Annotated in this window: 12 protein-coding genes; all 12 read left to right on the forward strand. The window is 67.1% G+C overall.

Translation table 11 applies throughout. The features are described from left to right. The first annotated feature begins 24 nt into the window (after positions 1 to 24). The 12 genes from rplK to tuf all read left to right on the forward strand — a co-directional run bounded on the left by rplK (position 25) and on the right by tuf (position 17,038). The gene (gene rplK, locus ACWDAS_RS21100) at positions 25 to 459 is read left to right on the forward strand and encodes a 50S ribosomal protein L11 (protein WP_319135229.1); all 435 of its coding nucleotides are present in this window, start codon (positions 25 to 27) and stop codon (positions 457 to 459) included. 74 nt (positions 460 to 533) lie between these two features. Beyond that, a complete protein-coding gene (gene rplA / locus ACWDAS_RS21105) occupies positions 534 to 1,259 on the forward strand; it encodes a 50S ribosomal protein L1 (RefSeq protein WP_450392958.1) in 726 nt (241 codons plus the stop codon). A gap of 162 nt (positions 1,260 to 1,421) precedes the next feature. Continuing rightward, positions 1,422 to 2,369, forward strand: a complete 948-nt coding sequence (locus tag ACWDAS_RS21110) for a hypothetical protein (RefSeq protein WP_450392961.1) — start codon at positions 1,422 to 1,424, stop codon at positions 2,367 to 2,369. 273 nt (positions 2,370 to 2,642) lie between these two features. Then, positions 2,643 to 3,197 carry a 50S ribosomal protein L10 gene (rplJ, locus tag ACWDAS_RS21115; RefSeq protein WP_431944506.1) on the forward strand — a complete coding sequence of 185 codons (555 nt, stop codon included), beginning with the start codon at positions 2,643 to 2,645 and terminating at the stop codon, positions 3,195 to 3,197. A gap of 81 nt (positions 3,198 to 3,278) precedes the next feature. Beyond that, a complete protein-coding gene (rplL, locus tag ACWDAS_RS21120) occupies positions 3,279 to 3,662 on the forward strand; it encodes a 50S ribosomal protein L7/L12 (RefSeq protein ID WP_450392964.1) in 384 nt (127 codons plus the stop codon). A 565-nt stretch (positions 3,663 to 4,227) separates the two neighbouring features. Beyond that, complete coding sequence (gene rpoB / locus ACWDAS_RS21125; protein WP_450392966.1) at positions 4,228 to 7,716, forward strand: DNA-directed RNA polymerase subunit beta; 3,489 nt, start codon at positions 4,228 to 4,230, stop codon at positions 7,714 to 7,716. Positions 7,717 to 7,814: 98 nt separating this feature from the next. Further along, positions 7,815 to 11,714, forward strand: coding sequence for a DNA-directed RNA polymerase subunit beta' (locus ACWDAS_RS21130; RefSeq protein WP_450392968.1), 3,900 nt, complete (start codon positions 7,815 to 7,817; stop codon positions 11,712 to 11,714). 227 nt (positions 11,715 to 11,941) lie between these two features. Then, on the forward strand, positions 11,942 to 12,373 hold the full coding sequence (locus tag ACWDAS_RS21135) for a DUF1707 and DUF4190 domain-containing protein (RefSeq protein WP_450392971.1): 432 nt from the start codon (positions 11,942 to 11,944) through the stop codon (positions 12,371 to 12,373). A gap of 300 nt (positions 12,374 to 12,673) precedes the next feature. Next, positions 12,674 to 13,045 (forward strand): 30S ribosomal protein S12, encoded by a 372-nt coding sequence (gene rpsL, locus ACWDAS_RS21140; RefSeq protein ID WP_014144289.1) that lies wholly within the window; start codon positions 12,674 to 12,676, stop codon positions 13,043 to 13,045. A 2-nt stretch (positions 13,046 to 13,047) separates the two neighbouring features. Continuing rightward, on the forward strand, positions 13,048 to 13,518 hold the full coding sequence (gene rpsG, locus ACWDAS_RS21145) for a 30S ribosomal protein S7 (RefSeq protein WP_319158066.1): 471 nt from the start codon (positions 13,048 to 13,050) through the stop codon (positions 13,516 to 13,518). Between the two features lie 39 nt (positions 13,519 to 13,557). After that, positions 13,558 to 15,684: an elongation factor G gene (gene fusA, locus ACWDAS_RS21150; protein ID WP_450392973.1), complete on the forward strand. Its 2,127-nt coding sequence runs from the start codon at positions 13,558 to 13,560 to the stop codon at positions 15,682 to 15,684. A gap of 160 nt (positions 15,685 to 15,844) precedes the next feature. Then, the gene (tuf, locus tag ACWDAS_RS21155; protein WP_450392976.1) at positions 15,845 to 17,038 is read left to right on the forward strand and encodes an elongation factor Tu; all 1,194 of its coding nucleotides are present in this window, start codon (positions 15,845 to 15,847) and stop codon (positions 17,036 to 17,038) included. Positions 17,039 to 17,104: the final 66 nt, after the last annotated feature.

Consider the following 17,104-nt stretch of genomic DNA (forward strand, 5'->3'; position numbering starts at 1 on the left):
CTCACTAGGACCCGGAGAGAGCACATGCCTCCCAAGAAGAAGAAGGTCACGGGGCTTATCAAGCTCCAGATCAACGCCGGCGCGGCCAACCCGGCCCCGCCGGTGGGCCCGGCGCTGGGCCAGCACGGCGTGAACATCATGGAGTTCTGCAAGGCCTACAACGCCGCGACCGAGTCGCAGCGCGGCTGGGTGATCCCGGTGGAGATCACGGTCTACGAGGACCGTTCCTTCACCTTCATCACCAAGACCCCGCCGGCGTCGCGGATGATCCTCAAGGCCGCGGGTGTGGAGAAGGGCTCCGGCGAGCCGCACAAGACCAAGGTCGCGAAGCTTACGCGTGACCAGGTCCGCGAGATCGCCACGACCAAGCTGCCCGACCTGAACGCGAACGACCTGGACGCCGCCGAGAAGATCATCGCCGGCACCGCGCGTTCCATGGGCATCACGGTCGAGGGCTGACCACACCACCAGCAGTTCCGTGGGAGGGCCTGCTCGGCCCGCACCACGACTCCTCAAGACACACAGGAGCAGTAGTGAGCAAGCGCAGCAAGTCTCTCCGCGCTGCGGACGCCAAGATCGACCGGGAGCGTCTGTACGCGCCCCTCGAGGCCGTCCGTATCGCCAAGGACACCTCCACCACCAAGTTCGACGGCACCGTCGAGGTGGCCTTCCGTCTGGGCGTCGACCCGCGCAAGGCCGACCAGATGGTCCGTGGCACCGTGAACCTTCCGCACGGCACCGGTAAGACCGCCCGGGTCCTGGTCTTCGCGACCGGTGACCGTGCCGAGGCCGCGCGTGCCGCGGGCGCCGACATCGTCGGCGCCGACGAGCTGATCGACGAGGTCGCGAAGGGCCGTCTGGACTTCGACGCCGTCGTCGCCACCCCGGACCTCATGGGCAAGGTCGGCCGCCTCGGCCGCGTCCTCGGCCCCCGTGGTCTGATGCCGAACCCGAAGACCGGCACCGTCACCCCCGACGTGGCCAAGGCCGTCACCGACATCAAGGGCGGCAAGATCGAGTTCCGCGTCGACAAGCACTCGAACCTGCACTTCATCATCGGCAAGACCTCGTTCGGTGAGCAGCAGCTGGTCGAGAACTACGGCGCCGCGCTGGACGAGATCCTTCGTCTGAAGCCGTCCGCCGCCAAGGGTCGCTACATCAAGAAGGCCGCCATCAGCACCACGATGGGCCCCGGCATCCCGGTCGACCCCAACCGCACCCGCAACCTCCTCGTCGAGGAGGACCCGGCCGCCGTCTGACCGGGTGGGCCCCCACGGGCCCGTGTGCTGTGAAGCCGGCCCCGCGCCTCTCCCGAGGCGCGGGGCCGGTTTTTTCGTGCGCCGGTGTCAGTGCGGTGCGTTAACGTGACAAGCGGTTTCACCGCAGACACACGGGCAACGAGCAGCATGGGGTGGGGATTCATGAGCATGTCCGCAGCAAAGCGTGTGGGCGTCTGCCTGGCGGCCGCGGCCGTCGTGGTCGGTCTCGCGGGCTGCGACGACGGCGACGGGGGCGGCAAGAAGCGGAATAAGGCCGAGGCGCCGCACTCCGCGGTCCAGTCGCAGGGCGAGGTCGCCGCGGTCATCCAGGCCGCCTTCAAGAAGACCTCGGAGGCCAAGTCCGCCAAGGTCCGCATGACGGTCAGCATCCCGGCGGGCACGGAGGGCGGCGGCACCATGGAGGTGTCCGGCGTGCAGGGGTGGGACCCGGCGATGATGGACGTCACCCTGGAGGGCTCCGCCCTCACGGCGGCCGACCCGGACGCCCCGTCCCGGATGCGCATGATCATGCTGGACAACGCCATGTACATGGACGGTGGCGCCAAGCAGGCCGCCGAGACGGGCGGCAAGCGCTGGATGAAGTTCGACTTCGAGGCCGCGGCCGAGGTGAGCGGCAACGAGGCGCTGCAGAAGCAGATAGGCGGCGGCCTGGGGAACCTCAACCAGGACCCGGCCGAGCAGCTGGCGCTGCTGCTCCAGTCGCCGAGCCTGAAGCACATCGGCGCGGAGAAGGTCGACGGCGTCGAGGCGCAGCACTACAAGGGCACGCTGACGTTCGAGGAGATGGCCGACGCGAACAAGGCCACCGACGTGCTCTCCGAGAAGGAGCGCAAGGCCCTCGTCGCCAACGTCGAGAAGGCGGGCATCAAGGGGTACGACACCGAGATCTGGGTCAACGAGGACGACTACCCGGTGAAGATGGTCGTGGGGATGAAGACGCACCAGGGGACGGTCCGCATGACCGCCCGCTACTCCGACTACGGCACCGCCGCCACCGTCCAGGCGCCGCCGGCGAAGGAGACCGTCGACCTCTTCGCGATGCTGAAGGGGATGAAGGGGTCCGAGGTGACCGCCGGCACCACCGGCTGACCTGCCCCGACGCCGGATTTGCTTGGCGCCGACCCGTTCGCGTACTCTTCAACGGAAGCCAAAGACCGCTGGTTGTTGCCGTGTCCGCAAGGGTGCGGCGGCCGAAGGATCCGCTGACTGCGGACGGCCCGCGCAGGTGACCGTGGATGCACTCCTGGGATCGCTTCCCGCGATTCCGGTCGAGTCACGCCCCGTGCCCCTGCGCCGGGGCGTTTGTTTTTGCCCGGCCCCTTCCCGTGCGGTCCGAATCACCCGGAAGGAGGCCGAGGCTCTATGGCGAGGCCCGACAAGGCCGGTTCGGTTGCCGAGCTGACGGACAAGTTCCGCAGCTCCAACGCCGCCGTGCTGACCGAGTACCGCGGTCTCACCGTGGCGCAGCTCAAGACGCTGCGTCGTTCGCTCGGTGAGAACGCCACGTACGCCGTGGTGAAGAACACGCTGACCAAGATCGCGGCCAACGAGGCCGGGATCACCCAGCTGGACGACCTGTTCGCGGGTCCGACGGCTGTCGCCTTCGTCACCGGTGACCCGGTGGAGTCGGCGAAGGGTCTCCGTGACTTCGCCAAGGAGAACCCGAACCTCATCATCAAGGGCGGTGTGCTTGACGGCAAGCCGCTGTCCGCCGATGAGATCAAGAAGCTCGCGGACCTCGAGTCCCGCGAGGTGCTGCTCGCCAAGCTGGCGGGTGCCATGAAGGCCAAGCAGGGCCAGGCCGCTGCTGTCTTCCAGGCCCTGCCTTCGAAGCTCGTCCGCACCGTGGAAGCGCTGCGCGAGAAGGTCGAGCAGGGCGGTGCCGGTACGCCGGCTCCCGCCGAGGACGCGGAGTAGTCACTCCCGTGCTCTAGCGGGCCCGTACGCCCGCCGACATGTACATCCGGCACCTGCCGAATTAGTGGAAGGACCGCCATCATGGCGAAGCTCAGCCAGGACGACCTGCTCGCGCAGTTCGAGGAGATGACCCTCATCGAGCTCTCCGAGTTCGTGAAGGCCTTCGAGGAGAAGTTCGACGTCACCGCCGCCGCCCCGGTCGCCGTCGCCGCCGCCGGTGTCCCCGGTGCCCCGGCCGAGGCCGTCGAGGAGAAGGACGAGTTCGACGTCATCCTCACCGGCGCCGGCGAGAAGAAGATCCAGGTCATCAAGGTCGTGCGCGAGCTGACCTCCCTGGGTCTGAAGGAGGCCAAGGACCTCGTCGACGGCACCCCGAAGCCGGTCCTCGAGAAGGTCAACAAGGAGGCCGCTGACAAGGCCGCCGAGTCCCTCAAGGCCGCGGGCGCGTCCGTCGAGGTCAAGTGATCTCTGCCCCTTTCGAGGGGCTGATCAGCCGCAGGGCGGCCACCCTTTCGGGTGGCCGCCCTCGGTCGTTTGCGTGGTGCGTCACCCGGCCCGGCGACGGACCCGGGTAGGGTGATCATCACCGTTCCGGGATCGTCGTCTTCCCCGAGCTGTGACGATCTCCGCGGGGCGGGGGCCTTGACGAACCGCACGCAGCGCGCGATTCTCAGGACGCGTCGTCACATCGGCCATGGACCGAGGCATGGATCGAAGGCGATGCGGGAATGCCTAGCGTGGCAAGCGTGAACGAGGGCATGACGGCTCACAACAAGGGGCTCCCACCGACCCCTCCGGAGGACGAGATTGGTGCAGCACCGGTCTCCGAAACTCTGCACTGGACATCAGTGTGCCAAGTGGCTACACTGACCCTTTGCGCTGCCTGTTAGCTGTCGCCTGGCCCGTCACCAGGGGCAAGCCCAAGCCTGAGCACACATGAGGAACTGTCCTGACCAGGGCATCCTTGTCTGCGCCCGGGGGCGGAACCGGTACGCGCGTAGTGAGTCCGAGCCCTCGGAAGGACCCCCTCTTGGCCGCCTCGCGCAACGCCTCGACTGCCAATTCGAACAACGGCGCAAGCACCGCCCCGCTGCGCATCTCTTTCGCGAAGATCAAGGAGCCCCTCGAGGTCCCGAACCTCCTCGCGCTGCAGACCGAGAGCTTTGACTGGCTCCTCGGCAACGCCGCGTGGAAGGCTCGTGTCGAGGCGGCCCTGGACAGTGGTCAGGACGTCCCCACCAAGTCCGGTCTGGAGGAGATCTTCGAGGAGATCTCCCCGATCGAGGACTTCTCCGGGTCGATGTCGCTGACCTTCCGCGACCACCGTTTCGAGCCTCCGAAGAACTCGATCGACGAGTGCAAGGAGCGCGACTTCACGTACGCCGCCCCGCTCTTCGTCACGGCCGAGTTCACCAACAACGAGACCGGCGAGATCAAGTCCCAGACGGTCTTCATGGGCGACTTCCCGCTCATGACCAACAAGGGCACCTTCGTCATCAACGGCACCGAGCGTGTCGTGGTGTCCCAGCTGGTTCGCTCGCCGGGTGTGTACTTCGACAGCCAGATCGACAAGACGTCCGACAAGGACATCTACTCCGCCAAGGTCATCCCCTCCCGTGGTGCCTGGCTGGAGATGGAGATCGACAAGCGCGACATGGTCGGTGTCCGCATCGACCGCAAGCGCAAGCAGTCCGTCACCGTCCTCCTGAAGGCGCTCGGCTGGACCACCGAGCAGATCCTCGAGGAGTTCGGCGAGTACGAGTCGATGCGCGCCACCCTGGAGAAGGACCACACCCAGGGCCAGGACGACGCGCTGCTGGACATCTACCGCAAGCTGCGTCCGGGCGAGCCGCCGACCCGTGAGGCCGCGCAGACGCTGCTGGAGAACCTCTACTTCAACCCCAAGCGCTACGACCTGGCCAAGGTCGGCCGCTACAAGATCAACAAGAAGCTGGGTGCCGACGCGCCGCTCGACGCCGGTGTGCTCACCGTCGAGGACGTCATCGCGACGATCAAGTACCTGGTCAAGCTGCACGCCGGCGAGACGGAGACCACCGGCGACAACGGCTCGTCCGTCGTCGTCGAGGTCGACGACATCGACCACTTCGGCAACCGTCGTCTGCGCAACGTCGGCGAGCTCATCCAGAACCAGGTCCGCACGGGCCTGGCCCGTATGGAGCGCGTCGTCCGCGAGCGGATGACCACCCAGGACGTCGAGGCGATCACGCCGCAGACCCTGATCAACATCCGGCCGGTCGTCGCCTCCATCAAGGAGTTCTTCGGCACCAGCCAGCTGTCCCAGTTCATGGACCAGACGAACCCGCTGTCGGGCCTGACCCACAAGCGCCGTCTGTCCGCGCTGGGCCCCGGTGGTCTGTCCCGTGAGCGGGCCGGCTTCGAGGTCCGTGACGTGCACCCGTCCCACTACGGACGCATGTGCCCGATCGAGACCCCCGAAGGCCCGAACATCGGTCTGATCGGCTCGCTGGCCTCCTACGGCCGGGTGAACGCCTTCGGCTTCGTCGAGACCCCGTACCGCAAGGTCGACGAGACCGGTGTCGTCACCGAGGAAGTCCACTTCCTCACCGCCGACGAGGAGGACCGCTTCGTCATCGCCCAGGCGAACGCCCCGCTGACCGACGACAACCGCTTCGCGGAGTCCCGCGTCCTGGTGCGCCGCCGCGGCGGAGAGATCGACTACGTCCCGGGCGAGGACGTGGACTACATGGACGTCTCGCCGCGCCAGATGGTGTCGGTCGCGACCGCCATGATCCCCTTCCTCGAGCACGACGACGCCAACCGCGCGCTCATGGGCTCGAACATGATGCGCCAGGCCGTGCCGCTGCTGAAGGCGCAGGCCCCGCTGGTCGGCACCGGCATGGAGTACCGCTGCGCGGTCGACGCCGGTGACGTCATCAAGGCCGACAAGGACGGTGTGGTCCAGGAGGTCTCCGCCGACTACGTCACGGTCGCCAACGACGACGGCACCTACAACACCTACCGCGTCGCCAAGTTCTCCCGCTCGAACCAGGGCACCTCCTTCAACCAGAAGGTCGTCGTGGACGAGGGCGCCCGCGTGATCGCCGGCCAGGTGCTCGCCGACGGCCCCTCCACCGAGCGCGGTGAGATGGCGCTCGGCAAGAACCTCCTGGTGGCGTTCATGCCGTGGGAGGGCCACAACTACGAGGACGCGATCATCCTCAGCCAGCGCCTGGTGCAGGACGACGTCCTCTCCTCGATCCACATCGAGGAGCACGAGGTCGACGCCCGTGACACCAAGCTCGGCCCCGAGGAGATCACCCGGGACATCCCGAACGTCTCCGAGGAGGTCCTGGCCGACCTCGACGAGCGCGGCATCATCCGCATCGGTGCCGAGGTCGTCGCCGGCGACATCCTGGTCGGCAAGGTCACCCCGAAGGGCGAGACCGAGCTGACCCCCGAGGAGCGCCTGCTGCGCGCGATCTTCGGCGAGAAGGCCCGTGAGGTCCGTGACACCTCGCTGAAGGTGCCGCACGGCGAGACCGGCAAGGTCATCGGCGTCCGCGTCTTCGACCGGGAGGAGGGCGACGAGCTTCCCCCCGGTGTGAACCAGCTGGTGCGCGTCTACGTCGCGCAGAAGCGCAAGATCACCGACGGTGACAAGCTCGCCGGCCGCCACGGCAACAAGGGCGTCATCTCCAAGATCCTGCCGATCGAGGACATGCCGTTCCTGGAGGACGGCACCCCGGTCGACATCATCCTCAACCCGCTGGGTGTCCCGTCCCGGATGAACCCGGGACAGGTCCTGGAGATCCACCTCGGCTGGCTCGCCGCGCAGGGCTGGGACGTCTCCGGCCTCGCCGACGAGTGGGCGCAGCGCCTCACGGCGATCGGCGCCGACCAGGTCGCAGCCGGCACCAACGTCGCCACCCCGGTGTTCGACGGTGCCCGCGAGGACGAGATCGCCGGCCTCTTCGAGGCCACGATCCCGAACCGCGACGGCCAGCGTCTGGTGCTGCCCTCCGGCAAGGCCCGGCTCTTCGACGGCCGCTCCGGCGAGCCGTTCCCGGACCCGATCTCGGTCGGCTACATGTACATCCTCAAGCTGCACCACCTGGTGGACGACAAGCTGCACGCCCGCTCCACCGGTCCGTACTCGATGATCACCCAGCAGCCGCTGGGTGGTAAGGCGCAGTTCGGTGGTCAGCGCTTCGGTGAGATGGAGGTGTGGGCCCTTGAGGCATACGGCGCGGCCTACGCGCTGCAGGAACTCCTCACCATCAAGTCCGACGACGTTCTCGGCCGCGTGAAGGTCTACGAGGCCATCGTCAAGGGCGAGAACATCCCCGAGCCCGGCATTCCCGAGTCCTTCAAGGTGCTCATCAAGGAAATGCAGTCGCTCTGCCTCAACGTGGAGGTGCTGTCCTCGGACGGCATGTCCATCGAGATGCGCGACACGGACGAGGACGTCTTCCGCGCGGCGGAGGAGCTCGGTATCGACCTGTCCCGGCGCGAGCCGAGCAGCGTCGAAGAGGTCTGACGGGCCGGTAGGGGAGCCGCCCCGGGGCGGCTCCCCACCTCCCCCGGACCGTTCAGACATGTTTGACTTTCGACCCCGAAAGAGGGATTGACGACAAAGTGCTCGACGTCAACTTCTTCGACGAGCTGCGGATCGGCCTTGCGACCGCGGACGACATCCGGCAGTGGTCCCATGGCGAGGTCAAGAAGCCTGAGACCATCAACTACCGCACCCTCAAGCCCGAAAAGGACGGACTCTTCTGCGAGAAGATCTTCGGCCCCACCCGGGACTGGGAGTGCTACTGCGGCAAGTACAAGCGGGTCCGCTTCAAGGGCATCATCTGTGAGCGCTGCGGCGTCGAGGTGACTCGCGCCAAGGTGCGCCGTGAGCGGATGGGTCACATCGAGCTGGCCGCTCCCGTGACCCACATCTGGTACTTCAAGGGCGTTCCGTCGCGGCTGGGCTACCTGCTCGACCTCGCCCCGAAGGACCTGGAGAAGGTCATCTACTTCGCCGCCTACATGATCACGTGGGTGGACGACGAGCGCCGCACCCGTGACCTGCCCTCGCTGGAGGCCCAGGTCTCCGTCGAGCGCCAGCAGATCGAGCAGCGCCGCGACTCCGACATCGAGTCCCGGCAGAAGAAGCTCGAGGCCGACCTCGGCGAGCTGGAGGCCGAGGGCGCCAAGTCCGACGTGCGCCGCAAGGTGCGCGAGGGTGCCGAGCGCGAGATGAAGCAGCTGCGCGACCGCGCCCAGCGCGAGCTGGACCGGCTCGACGAGGTGTGGTCCCGCTTCAAGAACCTCAAGGTCCAGGACCTGGAGGGTGACGAGCTGCTCTACCGCGAGCTGCGGGAGCGCTTCGGCACCTACTTCCAGGGCTCGATGGGTGCCGCGGCGCTGCAGAAGCGCCTGGAGTCCTTCGACCTGGACGAGGAGGCCGCCAAGCTCCGCGAGATCATCCGTACCGGCAAGGGCCAGAAGAAGACCCGTGCGCTCAAGCGCCTCAAGGTCGTCTCCGCCTTCCTGCAGACCACCAACAAGCCCCAGGGCATGGTGCTGGACTGCGTCCCGGTGATCCCGCCGGACCTGCGTCCGATGGTGCAGCTGGACGGTGGCCGCTTCGCGACCTCCGACCTGAACGACCTGTACCGCCGCGTCATCAACCGCAACAACCGCCTCAAGCGCCTCCTCGACCTCGGTGCCCCCGAGATCATCGTGAACAACGAGAAGCGCATGCTTCAGGAGGCCGTCGACGCGCTCTTCGACAACGGCCGCCGCGGCCGCCCGGTCACGGGCCCCGGCAACCGTCCGCTGAAGTCGCTGTCCGACATGCTCAAGGGCAAGCAGGGTCGCTTCCGTCAGAACCTGCTCGGCAAGCGCGTCGACTACTCGGCCCGTTCGGTCATCGTCGTCGGCCCGCAGCTCAAGCTGCACCAGTGCGGTCTGCCCAAGGCCATGGCGCTGGAGCTCTTCAAGCCGTTCGTGATGAAGCGCCTGGTCGACCTGAACCACGCGCAGAACATCAAGTCGGCCAAGCGCATGGTCGAGCGCGGCCGCACGGTCGTGTACGACGTGCTCGAAGAGGTCATCGCCGAGCACCCGGTGCTGCTGAACCGTGCGCCGACCCTGCACCGCCTCGGCATCCAGGCCTTCGAGCCGCAGCTGGTCGAGGGCAAGGCCATCCAGATCCACCCGCTCGTCTGCACCGCGTTCAACGCGGACTTCGACGGCGACCAGATGGCCGTGCACCTGCCGCTCTCCGCGGAGGCGCAGGCCGAGGCCCGCATCCTGATGCTGTCCTCGAACAACATCCTCAAGCCCGCCGACGGCCGTCCGGTGACGATGCCGACGCAGGACATGGTCCTGGGTCTGTTCTTCCTCACCACGGACGCGGAGGAGCGCGAGGTCAAGGGCGAGGGCCGTTCGTTCGGTTCGGTCGCCGAGGCGATCATGGCCTTCGACGCGCGGGAGCTGTCGCTGCAGTCGAGGATCGACATCCGCTTCCCGATCGGCACCGTGCCGCCGCGCGGCTGGACCGCGCCGGAGGCCGGCGAGGGCGAGGAGCCCTGGCAGCTCGGCGACTCCTTCCGGCTGAACACGACCCTGGGCCGTGCGCTCTTCAACGAGCTGCTGCCCGAGGACTACCCGTTCGTGGACTACCCGGTGGGCAAGAAGCAGCTCTCCGAGATCGTCAACGACCTCGCCGAGCGCTACCCGAAGGTCATCGTGGCGGCGACGCTCGACAACCTGAAGGCGGCCGGCTTCCACTGGGCGACCCGTTCCGGTGTCACCGTGGCCATCTCCGACGTCGTCGTGCCCGAGGCCAAGAAGGCCATCATCGCGGGCTACGAGGCACAGGACGAGAAGGTCCAGAAGCAGTACGAGCGCGGTCTGATCACCAAGGACGAGCGCACCCAGGAGCTGATCGCGATCTGGACCAAGGCGACCAACGAGGTCGCCGAGGCGATGAACGCGAACTTCCCGAAGACCAACCCGATCTTCATGATGGTCGACTCGGGCGCTCGTGGAAACATGATGCAGATGCGTCAGATCGCGGGTATGCGCGGTCTGGTGTCCAACGCGAAGAACGAGACCATCCCGCGGCCCATCAAGGCGTCGTTCCGTGAGGGTCTCACCGTGCTGGAGTACTTCATCTCCACCCACGGTGCCCGCAAGGGTCTCGCCGACACCGCTCTGCGTACCGCCGACTCCGGTTACCTGACGCGTCGTCTGGTCGACGTCTCCCAGGACGTCATCATCCGCGAGGAGGACTGCGGCACCGAGCGCGGCCTCAAGCTGGCGATCGCCGAGCGTTCCGAGGACGGTTCGCTGCGCAAGACGGACGACGTCGAGACCAGCGTGTACGCGCGCTGCCTCGCCGAGGACGTCGTGGTCGACGGCAAGGTGCTGGCGACCGCCGGCACCGACCTGGGCGACGTGCTCATCGAGCAGCTCATCCACAACGGTGTCGAGGAGGTCAAGACCCGCTCGGTCCTGACCTGCGAGTCCGCGGTGGGCACCTGCGCGATGTGCTACGGCCGTTCGCTCGCGACCGGCAAGCTGGTGGACATCGGCGAGGCGGTCGGCATCATCGCCGCCCAGTCCATCGGTGAGCCCGGCACCCAGCTGACGATGCGTACCTTCCACACCGGTGGTGTGGCCGGTGACGACATCACCCAGGGTCTGCCGCGTGTCGTCGAGCTCTTCGAGGCCCGTACGCCCAAGGGTGTCGCCCCGATCTCGGAGGCGGCCGGCCGCATCCGGATCGAGGAGACCGAGAAGACCAAGAAGCTCGTCATCACCCCGGACGACGGTGCTGAGGAGATCGCCTACCCGATCTCCAAGCGTGCCCGTCTGCTGGTGGGCGAGGGCGACCACGTCGAGGTCGGCGAGAAGCTGACCGTGGGTGCCACCAACCCGCACGACGTGCTGCGCATCCTGGGTCAGCGGGCCGTCCAGGTCCACCTGGTCGGGGAAGTCCAGAAGGTCTACAACTCGCAGGGTGTGTCGATCCACGACAAGCACATCGAGATCATCATCCGGCAGATGCTGCGCCGGGTGACGATCATCGAGTCCGGCGACGCGGAGCTGCTGCCGGGCGAGCTGGTCGAGCGCGGCCGCTTCGAGACCGAGAACCGTCGTGTCGTGGCGGAGGGTGGCCACCCGGCCTCCGGCCGTCCGCAGCTGATGGGTATCACCAAGGCCTCGCTGGCCACCGAGTCCTGGCTGTCGGCCGCCTCCTTCCAGGAGACGACCCGAGTCCTCACCGACGCGGCGATCCACGCCAAGTCCGACTCGCTGCTGGGCCTCAAGGAGAACGTCATCATCGGCAAGCTCATCCCGGCCGGTACGGGCCTGTCCCGCTACCGCAACATCCGGGTCGAGCCGACCGAGGAGGCCAAGGCCGCGATGTACTCGGCCGTCGGCTACGACGACATCGACTACAGCCCGTTCGGCACCGGCTCCGGCCAGGCCGTTCCGCTGGAGGACTACGACTACGGCCCGTACAACGGCTGAGTCGTCCGCTTGAAGCCGCTGGGCGGCCACCCCTTCCGGGTGGCCGCCCAGCGGCTTTCCGGTGTCCTGGGCGGCCTCCAAGGGCCTTCTCGGGCTTCCTGGAGCCGTGGCCTGCCCCCCTGCGGCCGGGGCCGGGCGCGGCGCGCGGCAAGGGCGGATGCGGCGCGGACGGTTGGACCGCGGGACGGGACGCCCGCGGACAGCGGTTTTCCGGGCATAATGGAGCGATGCGGGCTGCGAACGATGATCGCGAGCGTACGGTGGACGTGCTCAAGGCGGCGTTCACCGAGGGGCGGTTGACCCAGCCGGAGTTCGAGGACCGGGTCGGGCTGGCCTATCAGGCGGTGACGTACCAGGAGCTGTACGGCCTCACCGCGGACATCCCGCGCCCCCGCCGGCTGCCCGCGCCGCCGCCCCCCGTCAACGCCAAGGCGGTCGCCTCGCTCGTCTGCGGCTCGGTGGGCATGCTCGGGCTGCTGATCACCGGCATACCGGCCGTCGTACTGGGGCACATGGCGCGCCGCGAGATCCGGCGCACGGGCGAGCGGGGCGACGCGCTGGCGGTGTGCGGACTGGTGATGGGCTACCTTCTCACTGCGTTCACGGTCGCGCTGACGGCGATCGTCGTTATTGTGGTAGTGGCGGTCAGTCACGGCTGAGGACGCCGGTGCGAGCCCCTTCAGGGGCCCGGCGGGACCGTGTCGCATCGGCCGAGACCATATGTTTTGACCGAAGGCTGAGCGCTGGGTACGCTCTGACCTTGTGCCTGGGGTGTGCCCGGGTTCTCGTGCGTGCACTTGTCCGCGCGGGACACGAGGCCGATACACCGACAAATACGCATTTTTCGCTTCGACGGAAATCGTATGAGGTGCGCGACACACCCGACCGCGTGGGTCGGAGTGAGTCGCAGAAACCCCAGGTTAGAAGTATCGAGTCGGCACACAGAAACCGGAGAAACGGTGCCTACGATCCAGCAGCTGGTCCGAAAGGGCCGGCAGGACAAGGTCGAGAAGAACAAGACGCCCGCGCTGAAGGGTTCCCCCCAGCGCCGCGGCGTCTGCACGCGTGTCTACACGACCACCCCGAAGAAGCCGAACTCGGCCCTGCGTAAGGTCGCGCGTGTGCGTCTGACCAGCGGCATCGAGGTCACCGCTTACATCCCGGGTGAGGGTCACAACCTGCAGGAGCACTCGATCGTGCTCGTGCGCGGTGGCCGTGTGAAGGACCTGCCGGGTGTTCGTTACAAGATCATCCGCGGCTCGCTCGACACCCAGGGTGTCAAGAACCGCAAGCAGGCCCGCAGCCGCTACGGCGCCAAGAAGGAGAAGTAAGAATGCCTCGTAAGGGCCCCGCCCCGAAGCGCCCGGTCATCATCGACCCGGTTTACGGCTCTCCTCTGGTGACCTCGCTCGTCAACAAGATCCTGCTGCACGGCAAGCGCTCCACCGCCGAGCGCATCGTGTACGGCGCCCTCGAGGGCCTGCGCGAGAAGACCGGGCAGGACCCGGTCATCACGCTCAAGCGCGCCCTGGAGAACGTCAAGCCCTCCCTGGAGGTCAAGTCCCGCCGCGTCGGTGGTGCGACCTACCAGGTCCCGGTCGAGGTGCGCCCCGGCCGTGCCAACACCCTCGCGCTGCGCTGGCTCGTGGGCTACTCCCGCGCCCGTCGCGAGAAGACCATGACCGAGCGTCTGATGAACGAGCTGATGGACGCCAGCAACGGTCTGGGCGCCGCGGTGAAGCGTCGCGAGGACACCCACAAGATGGCCGAGTCCAACAAGGCCTTCGCGCACTACCGCTGGTAGTCGCTACCCCATCGAGAACCGAGAGAAGACTGAAGCCTTATGGCTACCACTTCACTTGACCTGGCCAGGGTCCGCAACATCGGGATCATGGCCCACATCGACGCGGGCAAGACGACGACCACCGAGCGGATCCTGTTCTACACCGGCGTCTCGTACAAGATCGGTGAGGTCCACGACGGCGCTGCCACGATGGACTGGATGGAGCAGGAGCAGGAGCGCGGCATCACGATCACGTCCGCCGCGACCACCTGTCACTGGCCGCTGGAGAACGTCGACCACACCATCAACATCATCGACACGCCGGGCCACGTCGACTTCACCGTCGAGGTGGAGCGTTCGCTGCGTGTGCTCGACGGTGCCGTGACGGTGTTCGACGGTGTCGCCGGCGTTGAGCCGCAGTCCGAGACCGTGTGGCGTCAGGCGGACCGCTACGGCGTTCCGCGTATCTGCTTCGTCAACAAGCTCGACCGCACCGGCGCCGAGTTCCACCGCTGCGTCGACATGATCGTGGACCGCCTCGGCGCGACCCCGATCGTCATGCAGCTGCCGATCGGTGCCGAGGCCGACTTCAAGGGCGTCATCGACCTCGTCCGCATGAAGGCCCTGGTGTGGTCCGCCGAGGCCACCAAGGGCGAGATGTACGACGTCGTCGACATCCCGGCCACGCACACCGAGGCCGCCGACGAGTGGCGCGGCAAGCTGCTCGAGGCCGTCGCGGAGAACGACGAAGAGATGATGGAGCTGTACCTCGAGGGCACCGAGCCCACCGAGGAGCAGCTGTACGCGGCCATCCGCCGCGTCACCATCAACTCCGGCAAGGGCGACGGCGTCACCGTCACCCCGGTCTTCTGCGGCACCGCGTTCAAGAACAAGGGCGTGCAGCCCCTGCTCGACGCGGTCGTGCGCTACCTCCCCTCCCCGCTGGACGTCGAGGCCATCGAGGGCCACGCGGTCGGCGACGCGGAGGAGATCGTCAAGCGCAAGCCGTCCGACGACGAGCCGCTGTCGGCGCTGGCGTTCAAGATCATGAGCGACCCGCACCTCGGCAAGCTCACCTTCGTCCGCGTGTACTCCGGCCGCCTGGAGTCCGGCACCGCCGTGCTGAACTCCGTCAAGGGCCGCAAGGAGCGCATCGGCAAGATCTACCGCATGCACGCGAACAAGCGTGAGGAGATCGACTCGGTGGGCGCCGGCGACATCGTCGCCGTCATGGGCCTGAAGCAGACCACCACCGGTGAGACGCTGAGCGACGAGAAGAACCCGGTGATCCTGGAGTCCATGGACTTCCCGGCGCCGGTCATCCAGGTCGCGATCGAGCCCAAGTCCAAGGGCGACCAGGAGAAGCTGGGTGTGGCCATCCAGCGTCTCGCGGAGGAGGACCCCTCCTTCCAGGTCCACTCGGACGAGGAGACCGGCCAGACCATCATCGGCGGTATGGGCGAGCTGCACCTCGAGGTGCTGGTCGACCGCATGCGCCGTGAGTTCAAGGTCGAGGCCAACGTCGGCAAGCCGCAGGTGGCGTACCGCGAGACCATCCGCAAGACGGTCGAGAAGGTCGACTACACCCACAAGAAGCAGACCGGTGGTACGGGCCAGTTCGCTAAGGTCCAGATCTCCATCGAGCCTCTCGAGGGTGGCGACGCCAACTACGAGTTCGTCAACCAGGTCACCGGTGGCCGCATCCCCCGCGAGTACATCCCGTCGGTGGACGCCGGTGCCCAGGAGGCCATGAAGTTCGGCATCCTGGCGGGCTACGAGATGGTCGGCGTTCGCGTCATCCTTCTCGACGGTGCCTACCACGAGGTCGACTCCTCCGAGCTGGCGTTCAAGATCGCCGGTTCGCAGGCCTTCAAGGAGGCCGCGCGCAAGGCCAGCCCCGTGCTGCTCGAGCCGATGATGGCCGTCGAGGTCACCACGCCCGAGGAGTCCATGGGCGATGTCATCGGTGACATCAACTCCCGCCGTGGCCAGATCCAGGCCATGGAGGAGCGGGCCGGCGCCCGGGTCGTCAAGGCCCTGGTGCCGCTCTCGGAGATGTTCGGCTACGTCGGCGACCTCCGCAGCAAGACGTCGGGTCGCGCGAGCTACTCGATGCAGTTCGACTCCTACGCCGAGGTTCCCAAGAACGTCGCCGAGGAGATCATCGCGAAGGCCAAGGGCGAGTAACTCAACAGTTATCCACGCACTAGGCTTGACCGGGAGGCTTAGGGGTATTCCGCCGCAAACCGCAAGGAGAGCGTCGGATGCCCCGGCCGCCCGTAACCCAGCAAAGATCACCCTGGCGCCGATGAAGTAAGGCGTACAGAAACTCCACAGGAGGACCCCAGTGGCGAAGGCGAAGTTCGAGCGGACTAAGCCGCACGTCAACATCGGCACCATCGGTCACATCGACCACGGTAAGACCACCCTTACCGCTGCGATCACCAAGGTGCTGCACGACGCGTACCCGGACATCAACCCCTTCACGCCGTTCGACCAGATCGACAAGGCGCCGGAGGAGCGGCAGCGCGGTATCACCATCTCCATCGCGCACGTCGAGTACCAGACCGAGGCGCGTCACTACGCCCACGTCGACTGCCCGGGCCACGCGGACTACATCAAGAACATGATCACGGGTGCGGCGCAGATGGACGGCGCCATCCTCGTGGTCGCCGCCACCGACGGCCCGATGCCGCAGACCAAGGAGCACGTGCTCCTGGCCCGCCAGGTCGGCGTTCCGTACATCGTCGTCGCCCTGAACAAGGCCGACATGGTGGACGACGAGGAGATCCTGGAGCTCGTCGAGCTCGAGGTCCGCGAGCTGCTCTCCGAGTACGAGTTCCCCGGCGACGACCTGCCGGTCGTCCGCGTCTCGGCGCTCAAGGCGCTCGAGGGCGACAAGGAGTGGGGCGAGAAGCTTCTCGGCCTCATGCACGCGGTGGACGAGAACATCCCCACCCCCGAGCGTGACGTCGACAAGCCGTTCCTGATGCCGATCGAGGACGTCTTCACGATCACCGGTCGTGGCACCGTCGTCACCGGCCGTATCGAGCGTGGTGTCCTCAAGGTCAACGAGACCGTCGACATCATCGGCATCAAGACCGAGAAGACCACCACCACGGTCACCGGCATCGAGATGTTCCGCAAGCTGCTCGACGAGGGCCAGGCCGGTGAGAACGTCGGTCTGCTGCTCCGCGGCATCAAGCGCGAGGACGTCGAGCGCGGCCAGGTCATCATCAAGCCGGGCTCGGTCACCCCGCACACCGAGTTCGAGGCCCAGGCCTACATCCTGTCGAAGGACGAGGGTGGCCGTCACACCCCGTTCTTCAACAACTACCGCCCGCAGTTCTACTTCCGTACCACGGACGTGACCGGCGTCGTGACCCTCCCCGAGGGCACCGAGATGGTCATGCCGGGCGACAACACCGCCATGACGGTCGCGCTGATCCAGCCGGTCGCCATGGAGGAGGGCCTGAAGTTCGCCATCCGTGAGGGTGGCCGGACCGTCGGCGCCGGCCAGGTCACCAAGATCCTGAAGTAAGGATCCCGGCGATCTGCCGCTTGCCGTAGGCGAGCTGTACGAGGGCCCCGGCCCACCGTTCACGCG

The sequence above is a fragment of the Streptomyces sp. NPDC001070 genome (assembly GCF_053598835.1).